Genomic DNA, 20362 nt, shown 5'->3' with positions numbered 1-20362 from the left:
TCCGGCCGATTCGCGGAGTAACGTGCGTTTTTCTCATGGTCGACGCAAAAATAAGTCGTTTGTCGTGCGATAAACGCATGAACAGAATGACTCCATCCCGTGCCACGCGTGTCGCCACCCGAAGCGATCCGCCGGCATCCATCGGAGGAGTCACTTTCATGCGCATCGAACGCAACTACGTGAACGGCCGTTTCGTCGCCCCGGAAAGCGACACGTTCATCGTCGTCAGCAACCCCGCCACCGAAGCGCCGTTCGCGCGCGTGCCGGCCGCGACGCCGGCCGACGCGCTCGCCGCCGTCGACGCTGCCGCCGCCGCGCAAAAGGCGTGGCGCACGCTGCCGAGCGCCGAGCGCGCCGCATACCTGCACCGCTTCGCCGACGCGCTGACCGCGCGCGCGCCCGAAATCGGCGCGGCGCTCGCGCAGGAATCCGGCAAGAGCGTCGAGGACGCATCGAACGAAGCCGTCTACGCCGGGCAGATCACGCGTTACCACGCCGAGTGGGCGCGCCGGATCGAGGGCGAGATCATTCCGAGCGATACGCCCGACGAGAACCTGTTCCTGCAGCGCGAACCGATCGGCGTCGTCGCGTGCCTGATCCCGTTCAACTATCCCGTGTACACGCTGCTGCGCAAGGTCGCGCCCGCGCTAATCGCCGGCAACACCGTGGTCGTGCGGCCGAGCAATCACACGCCGGTGTCGGCGTTCGAGATCGCGAAGGCCGTCGACGAGGCCGGCTTCCCGCCGGGCGTCGTCAACATCCTGACGATGGACCATGCGACGGCCGAAGCGCTGTGCACGCATCCGGCGGTCGGGATGATCACGCTGACCGGCAGCGTGAACGCGGGCCGCAAGGTGCTCGACTACTGCAAGGCGAACATCGCGAAGCCGTCGCTCGAGCTCGGCGGCAAGACGCCCGCGATCATCGAGCCCGACGCCGATCTCGAACGCGCGGCCGCCGCGCTCGTCGCATCGAAGACGACGCATTGCGGCCAGCTGTGCACGGCGATCGAACGCGTGTACGTGCACGACAGCGTGCACGACCGCTTCGTCGCGTTGCTGAAGGACAAGATGGCCGCCGTGCGCAGCGGCGACCGCGCGCAAGACGCCACGCGGATGGGCCCGCTCGTCAGTGCGGCCGCGCGCGCGCACATCCACGGAATGGTCGAACGCGCGGTCGCGGCGGGTGCGACGCTCGAAACCGGCGGCACGATCCCCGACGGCCCCGGTTTCTTCTACCCGGCCACGCTGCTGACGAACTGCCGCCAGGACATGGAGATCGTGCAGGAGGAAACCTTCGGCCCGGTCATGCCGGTGCTGCGCTACACGACGCTCGACGAGGCCATCGGCTTCGCGAACGATCACCAGTTCGGCCTGTCGTCGGTGCTCTACACCGAGCGCTACCGCACCGCGATGACCGTCGCGAACGCAATCGAGGCGGGCGAACTGTACGTGAACCGCACGCCGGCCGATCCGTATCAGGGCTTCCACGCCGGCTGGAAGCGCTCGGGCCTCGGCGGCGACGACGGCAAGCACGGCATGCTCGAATTCACGCAGACGCGCCTCGTCGTCATGAAGTATTGACGCCGCCGCGCCGGCGCACCGTCGCCGGCGCGTCCCCCTGATCCGATCCGACACAAAACAAATCTGCAGACCTCCGAGCCACGGAAGTCTGATGGAGGAAGACATCATGCCGACCCAACCGTCGACGCCCGCCGCGTCGCTCGCGTTGCACGACGACGCCCACGCGTCGCCGCATTCGCGCTCGCAACGCTACCTGCAACTGCTGCTGCTCGTGATTGCCGCGGGCGCGATCTATCCGATGCTGTATCTGCGGCAGGTGTACCAGCCGACGATGCTGCAGTTCTTCCGGATCGACGACGTGCAGCTCGGCTACCTGTACTCGTCGCTCGGCACGATCTTTCTCGTCAGCTACCTGCCGAGCGGCTGGCTCGCCGACCGCCTGTCGCCGCGCTGGCTGATCTGCTTCTCGCTGCTCGCGACGGGCGCGCTCGGGCTGATCTACGCGACCGGGCCGTCGTTCAACACGCTCGTGGCGATCTTCGCCGGCTGGGGGCTGACGACCGGCCTCACGTTCTGGGCGGCCGTGATCAAGCGCGTGAACATGATCGCGGGCCGCGACGAACAGGGCCGCTTCTTCGGGTTGCTCGACGGCGGCCGCGGGCTCGTCGAGGCGCTGCTCGCGACGATCGCGATCACGCTGTTCGCGTACGTGACGCACACGCACGGCGGTACCGATGCGGCCGGCTTCAAGCTCGTGGTGCACCTGTACGCGTTCTGCTGCATCGGGCTCGGCGTGGTGCTCGCGCTGGTGAAGGATCCGGCGCGCACCGACGACCGTGCGGCCGCCATCAAGCGCGCCAGGGGCAACGTCCTGAGCGACCTGAAAACGCTCGCGGCGATCCCCGAGCTGTGGCTCGTCGCCGCGATCGTGTTCTGCGGCTACCAGGTGTTCTGGGCCACCTACAGCTTCTCGGCGTACCTGCACGAAGGCAATTTCGGGCTCAGCGCGACGGCGGCCGGCTTCATCACGACGCTCAAGCTGTGGATGCGCCCCGTCGGCGGCATCGGCGGCGGCTTCCTCGGCGACCGCGTGTCGAAAGTGTCCGTGCTGTTCTGGGCGCTCGTGCTCGCCGCGCTGTCGCTGGTCGGACTGATCGCGGCGCCCGCGCACAGCCCGCAGGCGATGCTCGTCGTGCTCGTGCTGTTCATCGGCATCCTCACTTACGCGATCCGCGGCCTGTACTGGTCGCTGCTCGACGACTGCAAGGTGCCGACGCACTGCGCGGGCCTCGCGATCGGCCTGATCTCGGTGCTCGGCTATTCGCCCGACGTGTTCGTGCCGCTGATCAACGGCTACGTGACGCAGACCTGGCCGGGCGCGCACGGCTACCAGCTCTATTTCGGCTATATCGCGGCCGTGGCGCTCTGCGGAGCGGGCGCCGCCGCGTTCCTCAAAACCCGCCTCAACCGCATCCAGGAGTCCGCATGAAGATCGTTTCGCTCGAAACCCATATCGTCGCCGTGCCGCCGCCGCACATCGGCGGCATGTACTGGATCTTCGTGAAACTGAAGACCGACGACGGCATCGAAGGCGTCGGCGAGATCTATTCGGCGACGTTCCACCCGAAGGCGATGGGCCCGATCATCGACGACGTGTTCGACCGCTACCTGCTGAACCACGACCCGCACCACGTCGAGCGGCTGTTCCGCCAGGCGTATTCGAGCGGCTTCACGCAGCGGCCGGACCTGACGATGATGGGCGTGGTCAGCGGCCTCGAAATGGCGTGCTGGGACATCGTCGGCAAGGCGGCCGGCAAGCCCGTGTACGAACTGCTCGGCGGCAGGATCCACGAGCGGCTGCGCTCGTACACGTATCTGTATCCGAAGAACGCGCGCGGCGAATACGACTACGACGATCCCGACCTGGCCGCCGAATGCGCGGCCGAGAACGTGAAGCTCGGCTTCACGGCCGTCAAGTTCGATCCGGCCGGCCCGTACACCGCCTATTCCGGCCACCAGCTGTCGCTCGAAGTCCTCGACCGCTGCGAACTGTTCTGCCGGCGCGTGCGCGAAGCCGTCGGCAGCAAGGCCGACCTGCTGTTCGGCACGCACGGGCAGATGGTGCCGTCGTCGGCGATCCGGCTCGCGAAGCGGCTCGAAAAGTACGACCCGCTGTGGTTCGAGGAACCGGTGCCGCCCGGGCAGGAAGAAGCGATCGCGGAAGTCGCGAAGCACACGTCGATTCCGATCGCGACCGGCGAGCGCCTGACGACCAAGTACGAATTCCACAAGCTGCTGCAGGCGGGCGGCGCATCGATCCTGCAACTGAACGTCGCGCGCGTGGGCGGCCTGCTCGAAGCGAAGAAGATCGCGACGCTCGCGGAAGTGCACTACGCGCAGATCGCGCCGCACCTGTACAACGGGCCGGTGGGCGCTGCCGCCAGCATCCAGCTCGCGACCTGCACGCCGAACTTCCTGATCCAGGAAAGCATCATGACGTGGGGCGGCTTCCATTCGGAAGTCGTGAAGACGCCGATCCGCTGGGAAGACGGCTACATCGTTCCGTCGAACGAGCCGGGCCTCGGCATCGAACTGAACATGGACGTCGTGAAGCGCCACACGCCGTACACGGGCGAGCGACTGCACCTGCAGATGGGCGAGAAGCCCGTCGACGTGAAGGACCTCGCCCCGGCGAAGGGCTGAGCGCAAAGGAAGCGACATGACCTACGACTACATCATCGTCGGCGCGGGCTCGGCCGGCTGCATCCTCGCGAATCGCCTGAGCGAATCGGGCCGGCACTCGGTGCTGCTGCTCGAAGCGGGCGAGCGCGACGCGTCGTTCTGGTTCAAGGTACCGGTCGGCTTCACGAAGACCTACTACAACCGCCGCTACAACTGGATGTACTACAGCGAGCCCGAAGCGCAACTCGCCGAGCGCAAGCTGTACTGCCCGCGCGGCAAGGTGGTCGGCGGGTCGGGCTCGATCAACGCGATGGTCTACGTGCGCGGCCAGCGCAGCGACTACGACGACTGGGCGACGGCCGGCAATCCGGGCTGGGCGTACGACGACGTGCTGCCGTACTTCCGCAAGCTCGAAACCCACGCGGCCGGCACGACCGATCCGCAGCATCACGGCGCGACCGGGCCGATCCACGTCACGTCGATGAAGGCCGACGTGCATCCGATCGTCCACGAGTTCCTGAAGGGCTGCGGGCAGTTGAACCTGCCGCGCACCGACGATTTCAACGGCGCGCAGTTCGAAGGCGCGGGCATCTACGACCTGAACACGAAGCACGGCGAACGCTGTTCGAGCAGCTTCGCGTACCTGCGGCCCGCGCTCGGTCGTGCGAACCTCACGCTGCGTGCCGGCGTGCTCGTGCGGCGCGTGACGTTCGACGGCACGCGTGCGACCGGCGTGGTCGTCGCCGGCGCGCACGGCGACGAAACGCTCGTCGCCGCGCGCGAGGTGATTCTCGCCGCCGGCGCGGTCGATACGCCGAAGCTGCTGCAACTGTCGGGCGTCGGCGATCCGGCGCTGCTCGCGCGCCGGCGCGTGCCGCTCGTGCATGCGCTGCCGGCCGTCGGCCGCAACCTGCAGGATCACCTGTGCGTGAGCTTCTACTTCAAGGCGAACCGGCCGACGCTGAACGACGAGATGGGCACGCTGCTCGGCAAGATGAAGATCGGGCTGCGCTACCTGCTGACGAAGCGCGGCCCGCTCGCGATGAGCGTGAACCAGGCCGGCGGCTTCTTTCGCGGGTCGGACGACGCGCACGAACCGAACCTGCAGCTCTACTTCAACCCGCTGTCGTACCGGATCCCGAAGAGCGAGCGCGCAAGCATCAAGCCCGAGCCGTATTCGGGCTTCCTGATCGCGTTCAACCCGTGCCGGCCGACGAGCCGCGGCACGATCGAGATCGCGTCGAACCGCGCGGAGGATGCCGCGAGGATCCACATCAACGCGCTGACCACGCAGAAGGATCTCGACGAAGCCGTGCAGGGCAGCAAGCTGATCCGTGCGCTGATGCGCGCGCCGGCGTTGAAATCGATGACCGTCGAGGAAATTTCGCCGGGCCCGCAAGTCGATTCCGATGAGGCGATGCTGCAATACTTCCGCGAGCAATCGGGTTCGATCTACCACCTGTGCGGCTCGTGCGCGATGGGTCCCGATGCGGCGACGTCCGTCGTCGATGCGTCGCTGCGCGTGCACGGGCTGCAGGCGCTGCGGATCGTCGATGCGTCGGTGTTTCCGAACATCACGTCGGGCAACATCAACGCGCCGACGATGATGGTCGCGGAGAAAGGGGCCGACCTGATTCTGGCCGACGCGCGGCGCGGCGAGACGACCGGCGCGCGCGAAGGCGAACGGGAAACCGTCGCGCCCTGAGCCGGCGAACGGGGCCCGCGCGGCTCCCTGCTCTCCCCGGCCGCCGCCGCGGCCCTGCCGGCGGCACGCCGCTTGCTCGCCCGGGCCGGAAAGGAGAGCACATCATGGCGACTCATCTCGGGCAACCCGGCCGGCCGCGCGGCCTCGCCGGGCGCATCGCCGGCCGCATCATGCGCCGGCACAACCGGCTGGACAACGTGTGGACCCTGTCGCTGCTGGCGATCGGCGACAGCGACCGGGTACTCGAAGTCGGGTTCGGCCCCGGCGACGCGATCCGGCTCGCGACCGAAGCGGCGCCGTCCTGCCACGTCGCCGGCGTCGATCACTCGCTGACCATGCTGGCCGCCGCGAAACGCTTGAACCGCGTACCCATCGAACAAGGACGCGTGAACCTCGCGCTCGGCTCCGTCGACGCGCTGCCGTTCCCGGACGACGCGTTCGACAAGGCGTTCTCGATCAACTGCATCTACTTCTGGCCCGCGCCCGCACACGGCCTGCGCGAATTGCGGCGCGTCGTCCGGCGCGGCGGGATCGTCGCGATCACCGTTCGCGACCTCGACCGCGCGCCCTACGATGCCCATCGGCCCGACAAGCTCGCGCGGCTGATGAGCGGCGCGGGCTTCGGGTCCGTCGCCGTGCAGCGCAACGGCACGGCGTCGCATCCGCTTGCCTGTGTGCTCGGCAGCAAGTAGGCGGGCGTGGCGTGAAGACACGTGCCGACGAGTTCGCTGCATCGGCAACTGGCGGGAAGCGCCGCTCGTCGCACGAATCCCGTCGCCCAACCCTGTAAAAAACGGCGCACCGCTCATCGCGATGCGCCGTTTTTCATTCACGCAGCGATCCGGCCGCTCAAGCCACGCTCGTGCGCTTCTCCACGAACCGTCTCACATAGTCGTCCGCCGGCCGCGACAGGATGTCGTCCGGCGTTCCGACCTGCACGAGCGTGCCGTCGCGCAGGATCGCGATCCGGTCGCCGATGCGCAACGCCTCGTCGAGATCGTGCGTGATGAACACGATGGTCTTCGCGAGCGTCGCCTGCAGTTCGAGCAACTGATCCTGCATCTCGGTGCGGATCAGCGGATCGAGCGCGGAAAACGCCTCGTCCATCAGCAGCACGTCGGTGTCGGCCGCCAGCGCGCGCGCCAGCCCGACGCGCTGGCGCATTCCGCCCGACAGCTCGTCCGGGTAATGGTCGCCGTAGCCGTCGAGCCCGACCTTCGTCAGCCAGTTGCGCGCCGCATCGGCCGCGTCGTGTCGCTTCTCGCCGCGCGTGCGCAGCGCATACGCGGCGTTGTCGAGCACCGTCTGGTGCGGCAGCAGCCCGAAGTTCTGGAACACCATGCTGACCTTGTAGCGGCGCAACTCGCGCAGCCCGTGCGCATCGAGCTTGATCACGTCGCGGCCGTCGATCACGATCTCGCCGGCGGTCGGCTCGATCAGCCGGTTGAAGTGCCGCACGAGCGTCGATTTCCCGGAACCCGACAGCCCCATGATCACGAAGATCTCGCCCGACGCGATGCCGAGGCTCACGTCGTTGAGCCCGACGTTGCAGCCCGTTTCGGCCAGCACGTCGGCCTTGCGCTTGCCGGCCCGCAGCAGGTCGAGCACGCGTGCATGCGCGGCCTGCGGCCCGAACAGCTTGTACACGTGTTTGACGTCGATGGTCGCCATGTTTGCCTCCGTTCCTATGCGCGCGACGATTGCGTCGCCTGATTCGAATCGACGCCCGCCGACGATGCCGCCTTGCCCGGCAGCCGGTACGGCACCCGCGACGCGCCCCGCTGCCGGCGCTGCTGCGCGAGCCGCCGCCGGGCGCGCCGCTCCTGGCCGAAGCCCTGGCTGATCCGGTCGATCACGATCGCGAGAATCACGATCGCGAGACCGGCCTGCGTGCCCTTGCCGACGTCGAGCGTCTGGATGCCCGCGAGCACGTCCTCGCCGAGCCCGCGCGAGCCGATCATCGACGCGATCACGACCATCGACAGCGCCATCATCGTCGTCTGGTTGATGCCGGCCATGATGCTCGGCCGCGCCAGCGGCAACTGCACGTTGACGAGCAGTTGCCAGCGCGTGGTGCCGAACGCGCGCGCGGCTTCCGTCACGTCCGGATCGACCTGGCGGATGCCGAGATCGGTCAGGCGAATCAGCGGCGGCAGCGCGTAGATGATCGTCGCGAGGATCGCGGGCACCTTGCCGAGCCCGAACAGCATCAGCACCGGAATCAGGTACACGAAGCTCGGCAGCGTCTGCATCACGTCGAGCACCGGCAACAGCATCCTGCGCAGCCAGGCGCTGCGCGACGCGAGAATGCCGAGCGGCACGCCGACCGCGACCGACAGCACCGTCGCGACGAGCATCAGCGCGAGCGTCTGCATCAGTTTGTCCCACAGGCCGAAGCAGCCGATCGCATAGAGCAGCAGCATGAAGAGCGCGCCGAGCCCGATGCGGCGCGTCGCGTTCCACGCGATCGCGCCGACGACCAGCAGCACGAGCCACGGCGGCGCCGCGCGCAGCGCGCCTTCGAGCGGCACGAGCAGGTAGCGCAGGACCAGCGCGCTGAAACGATGGAAGCCGTCGCCGTATTGCGCGACGAACGTCTCGAGCGCGCCGTTGACCCAGTCGGCGATCGACAGGTGCAGAAAGAAACCGTCCATGTTGATTCTCCGTCGCGCCGCGAAGGCGCATGACGGCGGCGGCAGGCGCGAGCCCGCCGCCGCGCGCAGGTTACGCGCCCTTCAGGCTGCCGGCGATCTTCTGCGCGACGTCGGCCGGCACCCACTGCTTCCACATGTCCGGGCGGGTCTTCAGGAACTGCGTGGCCATCGCCGCGCCGTCGATCTTCTTCGTCGTCATCTCGAGGATCGTCTGGTTCAGGAAGTCCATCGGAAAACGCACCTTGCCGAATACGCCGACGAGATCGGGGTTCGCATCGGCGAACGGCTTCGACACGCCGACCGTCAGCCGCGACACCATGTACGACGACGCGCACTGATGCGTGCTGCTCTCGTCGCGCAACGTCTTCCAGCATGCTTCGTTATAGGCCGGCATCTTCAGCGCGGTGAACTTGTACTTCGCCATCAGCGCGGCCGGGCCCCAGTAATAGAACACGATCGGCGCGCCGCGCTGGTACGCGGACGCGATCGCCGCGTCCAGCGCCGCGCCCGTGCCCGGATGGAAGTTCGTATAGGACTGGTCGAGCTTCAGCACACGCAGCAGGCGCGTGTTCACGCGCTCGCAGTCCCAGCCGGTCGGGCAATTCAGGAAACGGCCCTTGTCCGGCTCCTCCTCGTCGGCGAACACCTGCTTGTACTTCGGCAGATCGTCGACCGACACGAGCCCCGGCGCGACCGGCTTGATGTGGCGCGCCGGATCGCCCTTCACCACGTAGTCGGGCACGAACCAGCCTTCCGTCGTGCCGCCCGGCAGCGTGTCGCCGATCAGCTTCACGGCGCCCGACGCGACCGCCTTCGCGGTGATCTCGCTGCGGCCCGTCCACTGCTCGGCCCAGATCTGCAGGTCGTTGCGTGCGAGCGCCGTTTCGGTGGCGGCCGTGCTGCCCGGCACGACGTCCGTCTTGCAGCCGTAGCCCTTCTCCATGATCTGCCGCAGCACCTCGGTCGCGAACGCCCCGCTCTCCCACGTGATGCTCGCGAAATGGACCGTCTTGCCGTCGGTGCACGCGCCGCCGGCCGCGTGGGCCGCGGGCGCGGACAGGATCGCCGCGGCGGCGAGAAGGGCCGTTTTCAGTCGTCGAATCTGCATGGTGGGTCGTCTCCAAATCGAATCTGTTGTTTGTGCGTCGCGGCAGGCGCGGCGACCGGCGCATCGCGAATGCATCCACGCCCGGTCAGCCTGCATGGTCGAACCGCCAATTTGTTTAGGGAAACGAGTAATTCCGATCATTGCAATCGGCTGCGTCAATCGATCGCCCGACGCGCCGCGAGGCCCGTGCGGCGGGCCTCCCGGCCGTTTTCCGGTCGTGCGGCCACGGCCCGGCGCGGGCGGCATTGCGCGCCGCTCGCCCGTTGCCCGGGCGACCTCGCACCGCGACGCCGAGCCGCCGGTTTCCGCTGTCGAAACCGCCCGTCGCGCCCCCATTGGCGAACCCGATCCCATCCATCGAAATTACTCGCTTTCGATTCCGTTTCGGCTTCGGAAGAATGCGCGGTGTCATCGGAGGAGACACGACCCGACGTTGCCGGGTGCCGCGCCGCCGCGCGTTGCGCGATCCGGCGCCGCACGCGCTGCGCCGGATCGCCCCGGATGACGGGGCGCGCCTCGCCGGACGCGCTCACGACAACCGATATGAGCTGGATATCCCGGAGATCTCATCAATGAAAAAGACCCTGACGGCGCTCGCCGTAACGGCAACCTTCGCCGTGCCCGCGTTCGCGCAAAGTAGCGTCACGCTGTACGGCGTGATCGACGAAGGCCTGAACTACACGAACAACGTCGGCACCGGCCACGTCTACGAAATGGCCAGCGGCTACGCGCAGGGCAGCCGCTGGGGCCTGAAGGGCAGCGAGGATCTCGGCGGCGGCATGAAGGCGATCTTCCAGCTCGAAAACGGCTTCGACGTGAACAGCGGCCGGCTCGGCCAGGGCGGCCGCATGTTCGGCCGCCAGGCTTACGTCGGCCTGAGCCAGGCGCAGTACGGCACGCTGACGTTCGGCCGCCAGTACGATTCCGTCGTCGACTATCTCGCGCCGACCACCGCCAACGGCAACTGGGGCGGCTACCTGCTCGCGCACCCGTTCGACAACGACAACACCGACAACTCGTTCCGCCTCGACAACACGGTGAAATACGCGAGCCCGAGTTTCGGCGGCTTCCAGTTCGGCGGCGCATACAGCTTCAGCAACAGCACCGGTTTCTCCGACAACCGCGCGTACAGCTTCGGCGCGCAGTACCAGAACAGCGGGCTGCTGATCGGCGCCGCGTACCTGCAGGCGAACCATCCGGGCAACGGCTCGGCCGGCGCGATCACCGCGAACGACGCGAGCTACATCGCCGAGCGCATGCGCGTGTTCGGCGCGGGCATCAACTATACGTTCGGGCCGGCGACCGTCGGCTTCGCGTACACGAACTCGAACTACAAGAACCCGACCGGCAACGGCTACCTGGGCACGCCGGGCGCGATCATCGCGCCGGGAGCGACGGTCAGCGCGATCAAGTACCAGAACTTCGAGGTGAACGGCTCGTACCAGATCACGCCGGCGTTCATGGTCGGCGCGCAGTACGTGCTGTCGCTCGAGAAGTACGACGCATCGAGCGGCGACGCGAAGCCGAAGATCCATTCGGTCGGGCTAATGGCCGACTACAACCTGTCGAAGCGCACCGACGTGTACGTGCAGGCCGCGTACCAGCACATCGCCGGCGACCGGACGAACTCGATCCTCGACAACGCATTCATCCCCGGCACGGATGCGCCGTCGTCGACGTCGAACCAGGTGGCCGTACGGCTCGCGCTGCGCCACAAGTTCTGACGCCAGCCCGTTCTCCGTTCTTCACGCGATACCCGCGCCGGTCGGCGCGAGGTGTCTTCGCCCGCCCGCAGGCACAGGTCTGCCGGCGGGTTTTTTCATCGGCCCGGCAACGGGTGCGCGAACGACATGAACCGCCGGAACCGGCGAAGGTCGCACGCGTGCCCCGTCAACCATGACAGGTCGACAGCCCGCGATCCGCCGATACACTGTGAGCTATCCCGACGGCGGCGATCGACCTCGTCATCGAATGCCGGCCGTCGCTTCGATTGCGCACGGCCTTCCGCTCCCCGCCCGCCCCGCACACCTTCCGCATGCTTTTCAAGGAGATGCACTTGAAGCACTGGCGTCATGCGCTGCTCGCCTTCGCCGGCCTCGTCGCCGCCGCGTCCGCTCGCGCCCATCCCGTCTGCACCGTCGTCGCCGACGCCGCCACCGGCAACGTGCTCGTGCAGCAGGGCGATTGCACGACCCGCGTGACGCCCGCATCGACGTTCAAGGTCGCAATCGGCCTGATGGGCTTCGACGCCGGCGTGCTGAAGGACGAGCACACGCCCACGCTCGACTTCCACGCCGGCTACCCCGACTGGGGCGGTGCGCCGTGGCGCGAGCCGACCGATCCGGCGCGCTGGATAAAGCTGTCGATCTTCTGGTATTCGGAGCAGGTCACGCAGGCGCTCGGGCAGGCGCGCTTCCAGCAGTACACGACCGCGTTCGGCTACGGCAATGCCGACGTCACCAGCAGGCAGGGCGAACTCCCCGGCGTGATGGGCGCGTGGGTCAACTCGTCGCTACGGATCTCGCCGCTCGAACAGGTCGCGTTCATGCGCAAGATCGTCCGCCGCACGCTGCCCGTCAGCGCGCACGCGTACGACATGACCGAGCGCATCACGCTGCTCGACGCGCAGCCGGGCGGCTGGACCGTGCACGGCAAGACGGGGACCGGATCGCCGGGCCTCGCGTACGACGCCGCGCACGCGTACGGCTGGTTCGTCGGCTGGGCAACGAAGGGGGCGCGTACGCTCGTGTTCGCGAACCTGATCCAGGATGAGCAGGCGCACACGCCGAATGCCGGCCTGCGCTCGCGCGACACGTTTCTCGCGACGCTGCCGGCGCTCGCCGAACCGGCCCGGCCACAATGAGCGCCGCCCCGCGCAACGCCCGCATCGACCTGCTGCGCGGCGTATCGATCCTGCTCGTCCTGCTGCATCACTTCAACATCGCGTATCCGCTGCGCGACACCGCGCTCGCACGCGTGCTCGGCTGGGACACGGTCCATGCGATCGTGCGCAACGGCAATTACGGCGTGACGATGTTCTTCGCGATCTCGGGCTACCTGATCACGTCGAACACGCGCCGCCGCTGGGGCAGCCTCGGCACGCTCGACGTGCGCGCGTTCTACGTGTCGCGCATCGCGCGGATCGTCCCGTGCCTGCTTCTGCTGCTCGCGCTCGTCAACGGACTGGCCGCGGCCGGCGTGCCGATCTTCGCGAACCATGCGCCGCAGGGCGTCGCCGTGTCGTACTGGCTCGTGAACCTGGCGTCGCTCACGTTCTGGATGAACGTGCTGATCGGCACGTACGGATGGGTCAACTACGCGCTTGGCGTACTGTGGTCGCTGTCGGTCGAGGAAGTGTTCTACCTGTCGTTCCCGCTGCTGTGCATCGCACTGCGCCGCGACGCGTTGCTGTTCGCGTTCTGGCTGCTGGTCGCCGCGGTCGGCCCCGTGTACCGCTACACGCATTCGGGCGACGAAGGCGGCTTCCTGTACGCGTACTTCGCCTGCTTCGACGGCATCGCGATCGGCTGCTGCACCGCGCTGCTGGCCGAACGCGCGCGCTGGCAGGTGCTCGCGGCGGCGCCCGTGCAATGGCTCGCGGCAACGGCGATGACAGCGCTCTATCTCGCGTGGCCGATCGTCGAAAGCCATGTGTTCGGCGTCTCCGCGATGGCGCTCGGCACGGCCGTGCTATTGATCGGCGCGCATGCGGAACGCACGCCCGGTCGCGGCCGCATGCTCGCGCCGCTGCGCTGGAGCGGCCGGCTCAGCTACGAGCTGTATCTGTTCCATCTGATCGTGCTCGGCATGCTGCGCACGTTCTGGGCGCCGTCCGCCACGCACGGCGACGGCAAGCTCGCGCTGCTCGCCGCGTATCTGGTGCTTTCGGCAGGTTTCAGTGCAGTCATCGCGCGCGGCTATGCGGCGCCGCTCGATCGCTTCATCAAGCGCGTCGCGTCGCGGCCTGCCGTGCAGATGGCGAGCAGCACGCGAGTCTAGCTGTCCGCGTGCGGCGCCGCGCAACGAAGAACCCGGCCACGGCTCGGCCGTGTCGCCAACACGATACCGGCCGACCGGACCGCAAGCGCCGCTGACGACGCGTCGATCACGCCAGATGATCGACGCGTTCCTTGCGCGAATCGCCCCGACTTCATCGCGATTTGCCGGCGATCCGTTCGCGACGACGCGTCGCGGGACTCGCCGACGCAACGATCCGGGCGCGTCTCGAAGGGGCTGCGCAGTTTGCCGGTCCGGGATCGAACCGGAGGCGTCGTCGTGCCGCCGTCCGTTCCGACGCGCGTCAGATCCCGCGACCTGCCTTCTGCAACCGCAGGATGCGCGTCATCGCCGCCCGATCCGAACCGACCGCCTGGAAGAATTTCAGCAGGTCGCCGCGCAACGCGGTGCGCGATTCGGGATCGAGATAAATCATGTGCCCGGACGGATACTCGTTGATCTGCAGGTTCTTGCGCAGCGCGGGGTCGATCTGCATGTTCTGCAAGTCGATCCGGGTCTGGTACCACGGCGTCACGTCGTCGAAATAGCCGCTCGCCTGGAACACCTTCAGGTCCGGATTGATCCCCATGATCGCGGCCAGATCGGTGACCGTGTTCAGATTGCCGCGACCTTGCGACGTCTTGCCGGTCGGGTCCTTGTGCGTCCAGTCCCACGACACGTCGGTGATGCCGGTGAACGCGGAGTTCGACGTGTATTTCAGCTCCTGATTCAAATAGACGTTCCAGGCAGCGATGTATACGCCGTTCGTTGCGCGATCGAATGCGTCGTTGTTGATCAGGCTGACGTCGGCCGCCACCCCCAGGTTGGTGGTCGTCACGCGGCCATCATATGCACCGACGCTGCGTCCCGGCACGAGGTTGCGCTGGAACGTGTCGGTATCGACGAGCAGTTTCGCCTCCCGCACCCGCGTCTCGTCGATGCCGATGTACTGCGCAACGCGTTGCACGGCAGCATCGCTCGGCGCCGGGAGATTGGACACCGCGTCGGCAGCATCGAAATACGCCTGCGTTTTCTGGAGCAGCACGCTTGCGTTGGGTTGCGTCTCGAAGTACGCGATGATGTCCGTCCATTTCATCGACGATGGGCTGCCCGCCGCCGCGAAAGCCGCATCGATACCGGCAGACAGGATCGGGTCGTAGCGTGTTGCCGTCGCCGCCACATTCGCGGCGATCGCGTCTTTCGCCAGCGTCGCGAAGTCGCCCGACGCGAACTGCGCGGCCTCCGACATCACGCCGGCAAGCGTCGTCGCCTGGGTCGGCGCGGTGAACTTCTTGTGATACCACGCATCGGCGACGTAAGTCGGTAGCAGGCCGACCGGATCGTCGCTGTGGCGGAAATCGAGAATCGACGATTGCAGCACGATCCCGTTCAGATCGACGCCGTCGCTGTGCAGCGCATTCGCAAGCACGGCGGTACGCGGTGTACCGTACGACTCGCCATAAAGAAATTTCGGCGAGTTCCAGCGCTGGTTCGCGGTCAGGTAGCGCTTGATGAACTGCTTCAGCGAAGACGCATCCTGATCGACACCCCAGAAGTTCCTGTTCTTCGCCGGTGCGATCGCCGTCGAATAGCCGGTGCCCACCGGATTGATGAACACGAGATCGGTCTTGTCGAGCAAGCTGTCGGGATTTGTCTCGATCGTGTATGGCGCCGGCGGCGTGTAGTCGGGCATCGAGGTCTTGATTCGCTTCGGCGCATAGGAGCCGAGCAACAACCAGACCGCGGCGGAACCCGGCCCGCCGTTATAGAAGAACGTGACTGGACGCGTGTTCGCATCCTTGCCGTCGGCGGTGTATGCGACGTAGAAGATTTTCGCGTCTGGCTGCGAGCTATGGGGATCGATCGTCACGAGATGGCCGGCCGTCGCAGTGTATTGGATTGGCGTCCCGTTGAGTGTCACGACGTGATGGGTTATCGCGCCGTCTTCGTTGGCATCGGTGATCGAATCGTCGGCTCGATTGCCGTAGGCGACCGGATCGAAGTACGGCTTGTCGGCCGCGAGCGTCGGCGTGTTGGTCGGCGTTTCGACCGGCGCGGCCGACGAGGCCGACGGACCGTCGTCGCCACCGCATGCGCTCGACAGCACGGCGCTCAACACCAGCGCGGCCGGCAAACGCCATGCGCGACCGTTCGAAATTGAATCATCCGATCGCGATTTGATTTGCGCATATTTTTTCATAGCCATCCTGATCTTCATGTTTAAAAAACAACGAACATCAAACACACCACTACAAAATAAGCATTGCGAAACACATCGACGACCATCAATGCCGGAAAATACCTCTCCCGGCGGAATTCGATCTGGCCCGCCCGCTAACCGGAAGCCCGCGCACCGGTTTCGCGCCCATTCTCGCGGCGCTCAAGTGCCTGCTTCATCTGCGGGATCGTGAACGTCATAACCGGATCGAGATATATCGAGATTTCATCCGCACCATAAATCCCGGCGGCAAATGCCTCGAAAACCGCCCAACAAAACGGAGACAAGTGCGTATTCGAAACGACGATCAGATTGCCCATCGCACGAAGTCCGGCGTCACAGGTGACCTCGCCCTTGAGAAACGCGACGGCCAGCCGGCTGGCCAGCCTGTCGCACATCAGGCTTCGTTCGTCGGCCGTACTTCCGCCTGCTTTCTCGATATCGCCGTTGAAGAGCCCCGCAGCGATCCAGCGATTGAACAGATGCTCGCCCATACGTCTTCCGTGGCGCTGTTGAATTCGGCTCATTCGTTTCCTCGCGACAGGCGTGTTCACATGAATGATTGCATTCGTCTCTCGACGAACCGGCTACGATCGGCCACGGCTCGCAATGCAGATGTCGCGCAGCGATCGCAGCGCGCGGGCATATTCGGCGTCGTACGCAGGTTGAGTGGACAACGGTGCCGTCGCGTGCGCATGTGTCGGTGCAGGCGTTGCCGCGCTCCGCGTGACGGAATCGGGCTCGGTGCCCGCGACGTAGTACAGGTCGTGTCGGCGGTGAGTTCCGCCCTCCGTTTTCCTGATCACCCGCCCGTCCCGGAGCAACAGGGAGAGCAGCGCCGTCGCCCGGTGTAGCGGCAGCACGTGCCGCGTCGCGATTTCCCGGACACGATGGCCGACACCCGGCTTCATCGCCTCGAGTACGTCGTGCGCACGCACCTCGACCACACGCCGCGCTTCGTCGTGAGCGCACAACGGCGTGTCGCCCGAAGGAAGAAAGAAGCACACCCTGCGGCCGCCGTCGGCATTCTGAAACATGCCTTGTTCGAGCTTGCCGGCAGCGACCCAGTGTTCCAACCACGCCCGAACCGCCGAGGTTCTCATGCCGAGTTGACCGGCCAATCCGGCCGGCTCGCAAGCTCGGCCCGGCTCGATGACGTCGAGGATGCGTTGTCCGTCCGACATGATCGCCGTCGAATAGCGATGCGTATTGGTCACCGATTTTCTCCAGGATTCCGATCGATCATTACCTCGGGGATGCAGTTCCAGTCCGGCTGACAGGCATCGACACATGGCTTCATAGCGGTTCTCCCAATACGCTCGATGCATCCGTTGCCGTCCGTCGAAATCTGCCTCGCCGTTGCGTCGCTACTTTTCCCAGCGGAACAGACTGAATTGAAGCGAATTCGTCAGCGACAGCGCACCGGTCGGATGCGCCTTGGCCGAGTCGAGATTCGCGTCGACGGTCAGCTGAACGCTCGCCTGGCTGAACGGCGCAACGTTCGGCTCGCCCAGCACCAGCGTCTTCCCCGGCAGCCACTTCACTTCGTCCTGCCAGGTCTGCGGAACCTGTCCGGGCGTGTCGACCAGCCCGACGCGAATCGTCCGCCCGTCGGCTTGTGCCGAACGTGCGGTAACGGTCACGTCCCCCGACTGCCCGAACGCATATCGAGCCCCGTCCGGACGCGTCTGCCCGTGCAACGTGATCGCGACATACCCGGGCTGCGGGCAGGCAACCTGCAGATTCGTCCCCCGGGTGCCGATCGGAATCTGCGTGCCGGGTGCCGCATTTGCCGCTGCTCCGCTGTTGTAGCGCCCGAAATCGATCTTCGCGCTGCTCAGCGTCAGCACACATTCGGACAATGCGTTCCCCGGCGTACCGATCGCTTGCCCGATACGCCCGAGCGGCCCCTTGTTGAATGACGTGATATTCCTGCCCGGCGCCATAACGTGACCTGGCGAGAGCGCCTGACCCGGCACGACGGGCATACCCTGATTGAACGGCTGGCCCGGCAACGGCAAGCCGGCGTGCGCCGGCGTCATGCAACACGCGATCACTGTCGCGACCAGCGTTCGGCTCGTACTCGATAGATTCGACATGAATCAGTTCCCCGCGCAGACGGTCGACGCGGTCTCGTAGATCGCGTCGTCAACCGGATGCGCATTCGGCTTGAAGTGAATGAAGCACGCCGGCCCGGTTTCGGGCTTGACCTGAAGCGCGCCGCTTGCGAATTGGTCGGCGTCGACGAACAATTTGCTTTCGGGGCCGACGATCGTCAGGAACCGCCCGTCCGGCGCCAGCACGCTCGCCCCTTCGAGCGACTTGCCTTGGGCATCGCGCACCGTCAGCAGAAGACGACGGATGCGTACCGCCTTGAACGCCACACGGCCGATCGAACCGCGCCCCGCGTCGAGCACGTTGACGGCGTCCTTCACCTCCACGTTTCGCGGCAGCCCGTCGACGCCAAGCTCGAGACGGCTGTTGCGATACGGCGTCAGGTTGGGCGCGACGGCGCGCCCCGAATAGTCCGTCCATACCGGGCCCGCCGGCGTGACGATGCGCGCACCCGACAGGTCGCCTGCCTGCATGACCGCATAGGTATCGCCGATCGCATAGGGCGAGAACAGCGGATGCATGCCGTCGAACGCAATGCCGCCGGTCAGGCTTGCCGAATAGGACTGCGCGCTGTCGCTTGTCGCAGTGGCCGTTGCGCCGAACTGCGTGTACTTGGGCAGCACGCGAACGCTTGCGCTGTAGTTCTGATGCCCGCCAGGTGCCTGCGTCGCCGCAGCCACGTTGTAGCCGAAGTAGTCGTTGACCTGCTGGTCGTAGGTGACGCCCGCCTGCGTCTGGTCGCCGGTGCGGAACGCGTTGGCCGACACGTATCCGGCGTTGTCGCCGATCGGGAAGCTGATGTTCGCGTAGTACAGGTTCGACATGCCGCGCCCGGAACCGATATCCGCGCTCACCGACACCGACACTTTCTTGAAATTCTTGTTCCAGCTGAGCAGCGCGCGGTTGCTGTTCGAACCGTCGAAACTGGCAATGCGCGTGTAGCCAGCGCTGAATCCACCGAAATTCCGCGTCGAATAGGACACCGTGGCATTGAACGTGTCTTTCGTGTTCGCGTAGTACAGGTCGAGATAGCTCGGCGAATCGGCCAGTTCGCGGTAACCGCGAGTCTGATGCGTCACCGATGCGCTGAGCGCCATCGCGTCGGTCAGGATCGCGCTGATCCCCGACTGTCCCTTGAAGCCCTTGTGGTCGATGCGCGCGTCGTCCGCGAATACCGAGCGCACGTACGCGCGAACGCGCCGCGTCGGCGAACCGTCCACCGCCAGCCCGATCGACCGATAATCTTGCCCCACCAGCAGGCCCGTGGTCAGGTTCGCGTGGATGTGCGGCAGCGGCATCACGTCCGTCGCAGTCACGAACCAGTTGCTCCGCAGATAGGAGACGTCGCCGCCAATCGTTCGCGGCTTGCCCACCGCGAACGACACGCCCTTCTCCGGCGAGACGAAATTGTTGGCGAAAGACGCGGCAGGCACCATGAACCCGTGCCGAGAACCGTTGGCCTCGATCACGGTGACCTGCAGGTCCGAACTGCCGTTGATCAGCGGCAGCCGGTTCAGCGTAAACGGCCCGGACGGAACCAGCGTCGAATAGATCAGCACCCCGGCTTGCCGCACCTCGACCCTCGATGGCGTCTGCGCGATGCCCGAGACGCTCGTGCTGCTGTCTTCGCCGAGCTGCATTTCGGGGAAAAACTGCACGCCGGTAAACAGCGGCGCGGAAAACAGATTGCTGCGCAGACTCAGTTGGCCTGCCTGAAACGTCGACTTGTATTGCGTGAACGTGCGCTGGATATAGGCTTCCTGATGCTGGAACTGACTCTTGCCGTCCTGCCCCGAGTAGATTTCGTGGCTTCGAAACAGCCAGTCGCCCGCGTTGAAACCGAACGTCGTGTCTGCGTAATACGTGTTGGTATGCGAGCCGGGTGCCTGCGTGCGAACCGTGAACAGGTTGTAGTTCAGCATCGCGCCCCGGCCGCCTTGCCCGTAGACGGGCGCGGGGTCCCGCGAGCGCACCGCTTCCGGCGGCACGAGCAATTCGAGCGTGTTCTGCGACGGCTTCGGCGTCGCGACCGCATCCGGATATACCGATTTGAGGTTCACACAGGCCGTCGCCGCTTCGCGTCCTGGCCACTCGACGTTGGCGCGATCGAGCACTTCGTGCGTCAGGCACGGTACGCCGTTCTGATCGAACTGCACCGTTGTCGTCGCCATCCTCATCCCGTTGACGATCAGTACGACCGCGTTCGCGCCGGACGGAAACCGCGGCTCGGCGCTGTAGTAGTCCGCCACGGCCGGCGAGATACCCATCGACTTGAGCGTGTCCACGTCGAATTTCGTGTCGGCCGCATGCGCCGCGGACATCGCACCGAGTCCGAGCAGGATGCAGCGCGTCAGCGTCCGC

15 protein-coding genes and 1 pseudogene are annotated in these 20362 nt (G+C 66.2%); 8 read left to right on the top strand and 8 right to left on the bottom strand.

Annotated elements, in window-relative coordinates:
• Positions 1-158: 158 nt before the first annotated feature.
• The 5 genes from aldA to WS96_RS01870 all read left to right on the top strand — a co-directional run bounded on the left by aldA (position 159) and on the right by WS96_RS01870 (position 6602).
• Complete coding sequence (aldA, locus tag WS96_RS01890) at positions 159-1583, top strand: aldehyde dehydrogenase (RefSeq protein ID WP_059830234.1); 1425 nt, start codon at positions 159-161, stop codon at positions 1581-1583.
• Positions 1584-1689: 106 nt separating this feature from the next.
• On the top strand, positions 1690-3012 hold the full coding sequence (locus WS96_RS01885) for an MFS transporter (RefSeq protein ID WP_236872741.1): 1323 nt from the start codon (positions 1690-1692) through the stop codon (positions 3010-3012).
• Positions 3009-4226 carry a mandelate racemase/muconate lactonizing enzyme family protein gene (locus tag WS96_RS01880; protein WP_059830232.1) on the top strand — a complete coding sequence of 406 codons (1218 nt, stop codon included), beginning with the start codon at positions 3009-3011 and terminating at the stop codon, positions 4224-4226. Before WS96_RS01885 ends, WS96_RS01880 begins: the two co-directional genes overlap by 4 nt.
• Positions 4227-4242: 16 nt before the next feature.
• Positions 4243-5910 (top strand): GMC family oxidoreductase, encoded by a 1668-nt coding sequence (locus tag WS96_RS01875; RefSeq protein ID WP_059830230.1) that lies wholly within the window; start codon positions 4243-4245, stop codon positions 5908-5910.
• 104 nt (positions 5911-6014) lie between these two features.
• Positions 6015-6602 carry a class I SAM-dependent methyltransferase gene (locus WS96_RS01870; RefSeq protein ID WP_059830228.1) on the top strand — a complete coding sequence of 196 codons (588 nt, stop codon included), beginning with the start codon at positions 6015-6017 and terminating at the stop codon, positions 6600-6602.
• A gap of 157 nt (positions 6603-6759) precedes the next feature.
• Here the strand turns inward: WS96_RS01870 and WS96_RS01865 are convergent, their stop codons facing one another.
• From WS96_RS01865 to WS96_RS01855, 3 genes are all read right to left on the bottom strand, one after another.
• Entirely contained in the window at positions 6760-7581 is an 822-nt protein-coding gene (locus WS96_RS01865) for a quaternary amine ABC transporter ATP-binding protein (protein ID WP_052100149.1), read from the bottom strand.
• Positions 7582-7595: 14 nt separating this feature from the next.
• On the bottom strand, positions 7596-8564 hold the full coding sequence (locus WS96_RS01860) for an ABC transporter permease (RefSeq protein WP_059830227.1): 969 nt from the start codon (positions 8562-8564) through the stop codon (positions 7596-7598).
• A gap of 70 nt (positions 8565-8634) precedes the next feature.
• The gene (locus WS96_RS01855; RefSeq protein ID WP_059784891.1) at positions 8635-9672 is read right to left on the bottom strand and encodes an ABC transporter substrate-binding protein; all 1038 of its coding nucleotides are present in this window, start codon (positions 9670-9672) and stop codon (positions 8635-8637) included.
• Positions 9673-10244: 572 nt separating this feature from the next.
• On the opposite strand from WS96_RS01855, the gene WS96_RS01850 reads away from it, so the two are divergent.
• From WS96_RS01850 to WS96_RS01840, 3 genes are all read left to right on the top strand, one after another.
• Positions 10245-11396: a porin gene (locus WS96_RS01850; RefSeq protein ID WP_059795019.1), complete on the top strand. Its 1152-nt coding sequence runs from the start codon at positions 10245-10247 to the stop codon at positions 11394-11396.
• Between the two features lie 326 nt (positions 11397-11722).
• On the top strand, positions 11723-12535 hold the full coding sequence (blaOXA, locus tag WS96_RS01845) for an OXA-1043 family class D beta-lactamase (protein WP_059830225.1): 813 nt from the start codon (positions 11723-11725) through the stop codon (positions 12533-12535).
• Positions 12532-13671, top strand: a complete 1140-nt coding sequence (locus WS96_RS01840) for an acyltransferase family protein (RefSeq protein WP_059830224.1) — start codon at positions 12532-12534, stop codon at positions 13669-13671. The genes blaOXA and WS96_RS01840 overlap by 4 nt, the downstream gene beginning before the upstream one ends.
• 1036 nt (positions 13672-14707) lie before the next feature.
• Here WS96_RS01840 and WS96_RS34955 read toward each other — a convergent pair.
• From WS96_RS34955 to WS96_RS01815, 5 genes and pseudogenes are all read right to left on the bottom strand, one after another.
• A pseudogene (locus tag WS96_RS34955) lies at positions 14708-15802 on the bottom strand (S10 family serine carboxypeptidase-like protein); the annotation flags it as partial.
• A 200-nt stretch (positions 15803-16002) separates the two neighbouring features.
• A complete protein-coding gene (locus tag WS96_RS01830; RefSeq protein WP_156443550.1) occupies positions 16003-16413 on the bottom strand; it encodes a hypothetical protein in 411 nt (136 codons plus the stop codon).
• Between the two features lie 60 nt (positions 16414-16473).
• A complete protein-coding gene (locus WS96_RS01825) occupies positions 16474-17103 on the bottom strand; it encodes a hypothetical protein (RefSeq protein ID WP_156443549.1) in 630 nt (209 codons plus the stop codon).
• 150 nt (positions 17104-17253) lie between these two features.
• A complete protein-coding gene (locus tag WS96_RS01820; RefSeq protein ID WP_156443548.1) occupies positions 17254-17928 on the bottom strand; it encodes a hypothetical protein in 675 nt (224 codons plus the stop codon).
• A gap of 60 nt (positions 17929-17988) precedes the next feature.
• The gene (locus WS96_RS01815; protein ID WP_257127924.1) at positions 17989-20322 is read right to left on the bottom strand and encodes a fimbria/pilus outer membrane usher protein; all 2334 of its coding nucleotides are present in this window, start codon (positions 20320-20322) and stop codon (positions 17989-17991) included.
• Between the last annotated feature and the right edge of the window lie 40 nt (positions 20323-20362).

This window comes from Burkholderia sp. MSMB1835 (assembly GCF_001526365.1).
Taxonomy (GTDB): domain Bacteria; phylum Pseudomonadota; class Gammaproteobacteria; order Burkholderiales; family Burkholderiaceae; genus Burkholderia.
Note: the sequence above shows the minus strand (reverse complement) of the source record. Positions and strands in the feature narration are given on the sequence as shown.

Excerpts from the sequence above, each read along its gene's own strand:
- aldA (WP_059830234.1), top strand. The coding sequence starts at position 159 with ATGCGCATCGAACGCAACTACGTGAACGGCCGTTTCGTCGCCCCGGAA.
- WS96_RS01885 (WP_236872741.1), top strand. The coding sequence starts at position 1,690 with ATGCCGACCCAACCGTCGACGCCCGCCGCGTCGCTCGCGTTGCACGAC.
- WS96_RS01880 (WP_059830232.1), top strand. The coding sequence starts at position 3,009 with ATGAAGATCGTTTCGCTCGAAACCCATATCGTCGCCGTGCCGCCGCCG.
- WS96_RS01875 (WP_059830230.1), top strand. The coding sequence starts at position 4,243 with ATGACCTACGACTACATCATCGTCGGCGCGGGCTCGGCCGGCTGCATC.
- WS96_RS01870 (WP_059830228.1), top strand. The coding sequence starts at position 6,015 with ATGGCGACTCATCTCGGGCAACCCGGCCGGCCGCGCGGCCTCGCCGGG.
- WS96_RS01865 (WP_052100149.1), bottom strand. The coding sequence starts at position 7,581 with ATGGCGACCATCGACGTCAAACACGTGTACAAGCTGTTCGGGCCGCAG.
- WS96_RS01860 (WP_059830227.1), bottom strand. The coding sequence starts at position 8,564 with ATGGACGGTTTCTTTCTGCACCTGTCGATCGCCGACTGGGTCAACGGC.
- WS96_RS01855 (WP_059784891.1), bottom strand. The coding sequence starts at position 9,672 with ATGCAGATTCGACGACTGAAAACGGCCCTTCTCGCCGCCGCGGCGATC.
- WS96_RS01850 (WP_059795019.1), top strand. The coding sequence starts at position 10,245 with ATGAAAAAGACCCTGACGGCGCTCGCCGTAACGGCAACCTTCGCCGTG.
- blaOXA (WP_059830225.1), top strand. The coding sequence starts at position 11,723 with ATGCACTTGAAGCACTGGCGTCATGCGCTGCTCGCCTTCGCCGGCCTC.
- WS96_RS01840 (WP_059830224.1), top strand. The coding sequence starts at position 12,532 with ATGAGCGCCGCCCCGCGCAACGCCCGCATCGACCTGCTGCGCGGCGTA.
- WS96_RS01830 (WP_156443550.1), bottom strand. The coding sequence starts at position 16,413 with ATGAGCCGAATTCAACAGCGCCACGGAAGACGTATGGGCGAGCATCTG.
- WS96_RS01820 (WP_156443548.1), bottom strand. The coding sequence starts at position 17,928 with ATGACGCCGGCGCACGCCGGCTTGCCGTTGCCGGGCCAGCCGTTCAAT.
- WS96_RS01815 (WP_257127924.1), bottom strand. The coding sequence starts at position 20,322 with ATGTCCGCGGCGCATGCGGCCGACACGAAATTCGACGTGGACACGCTC.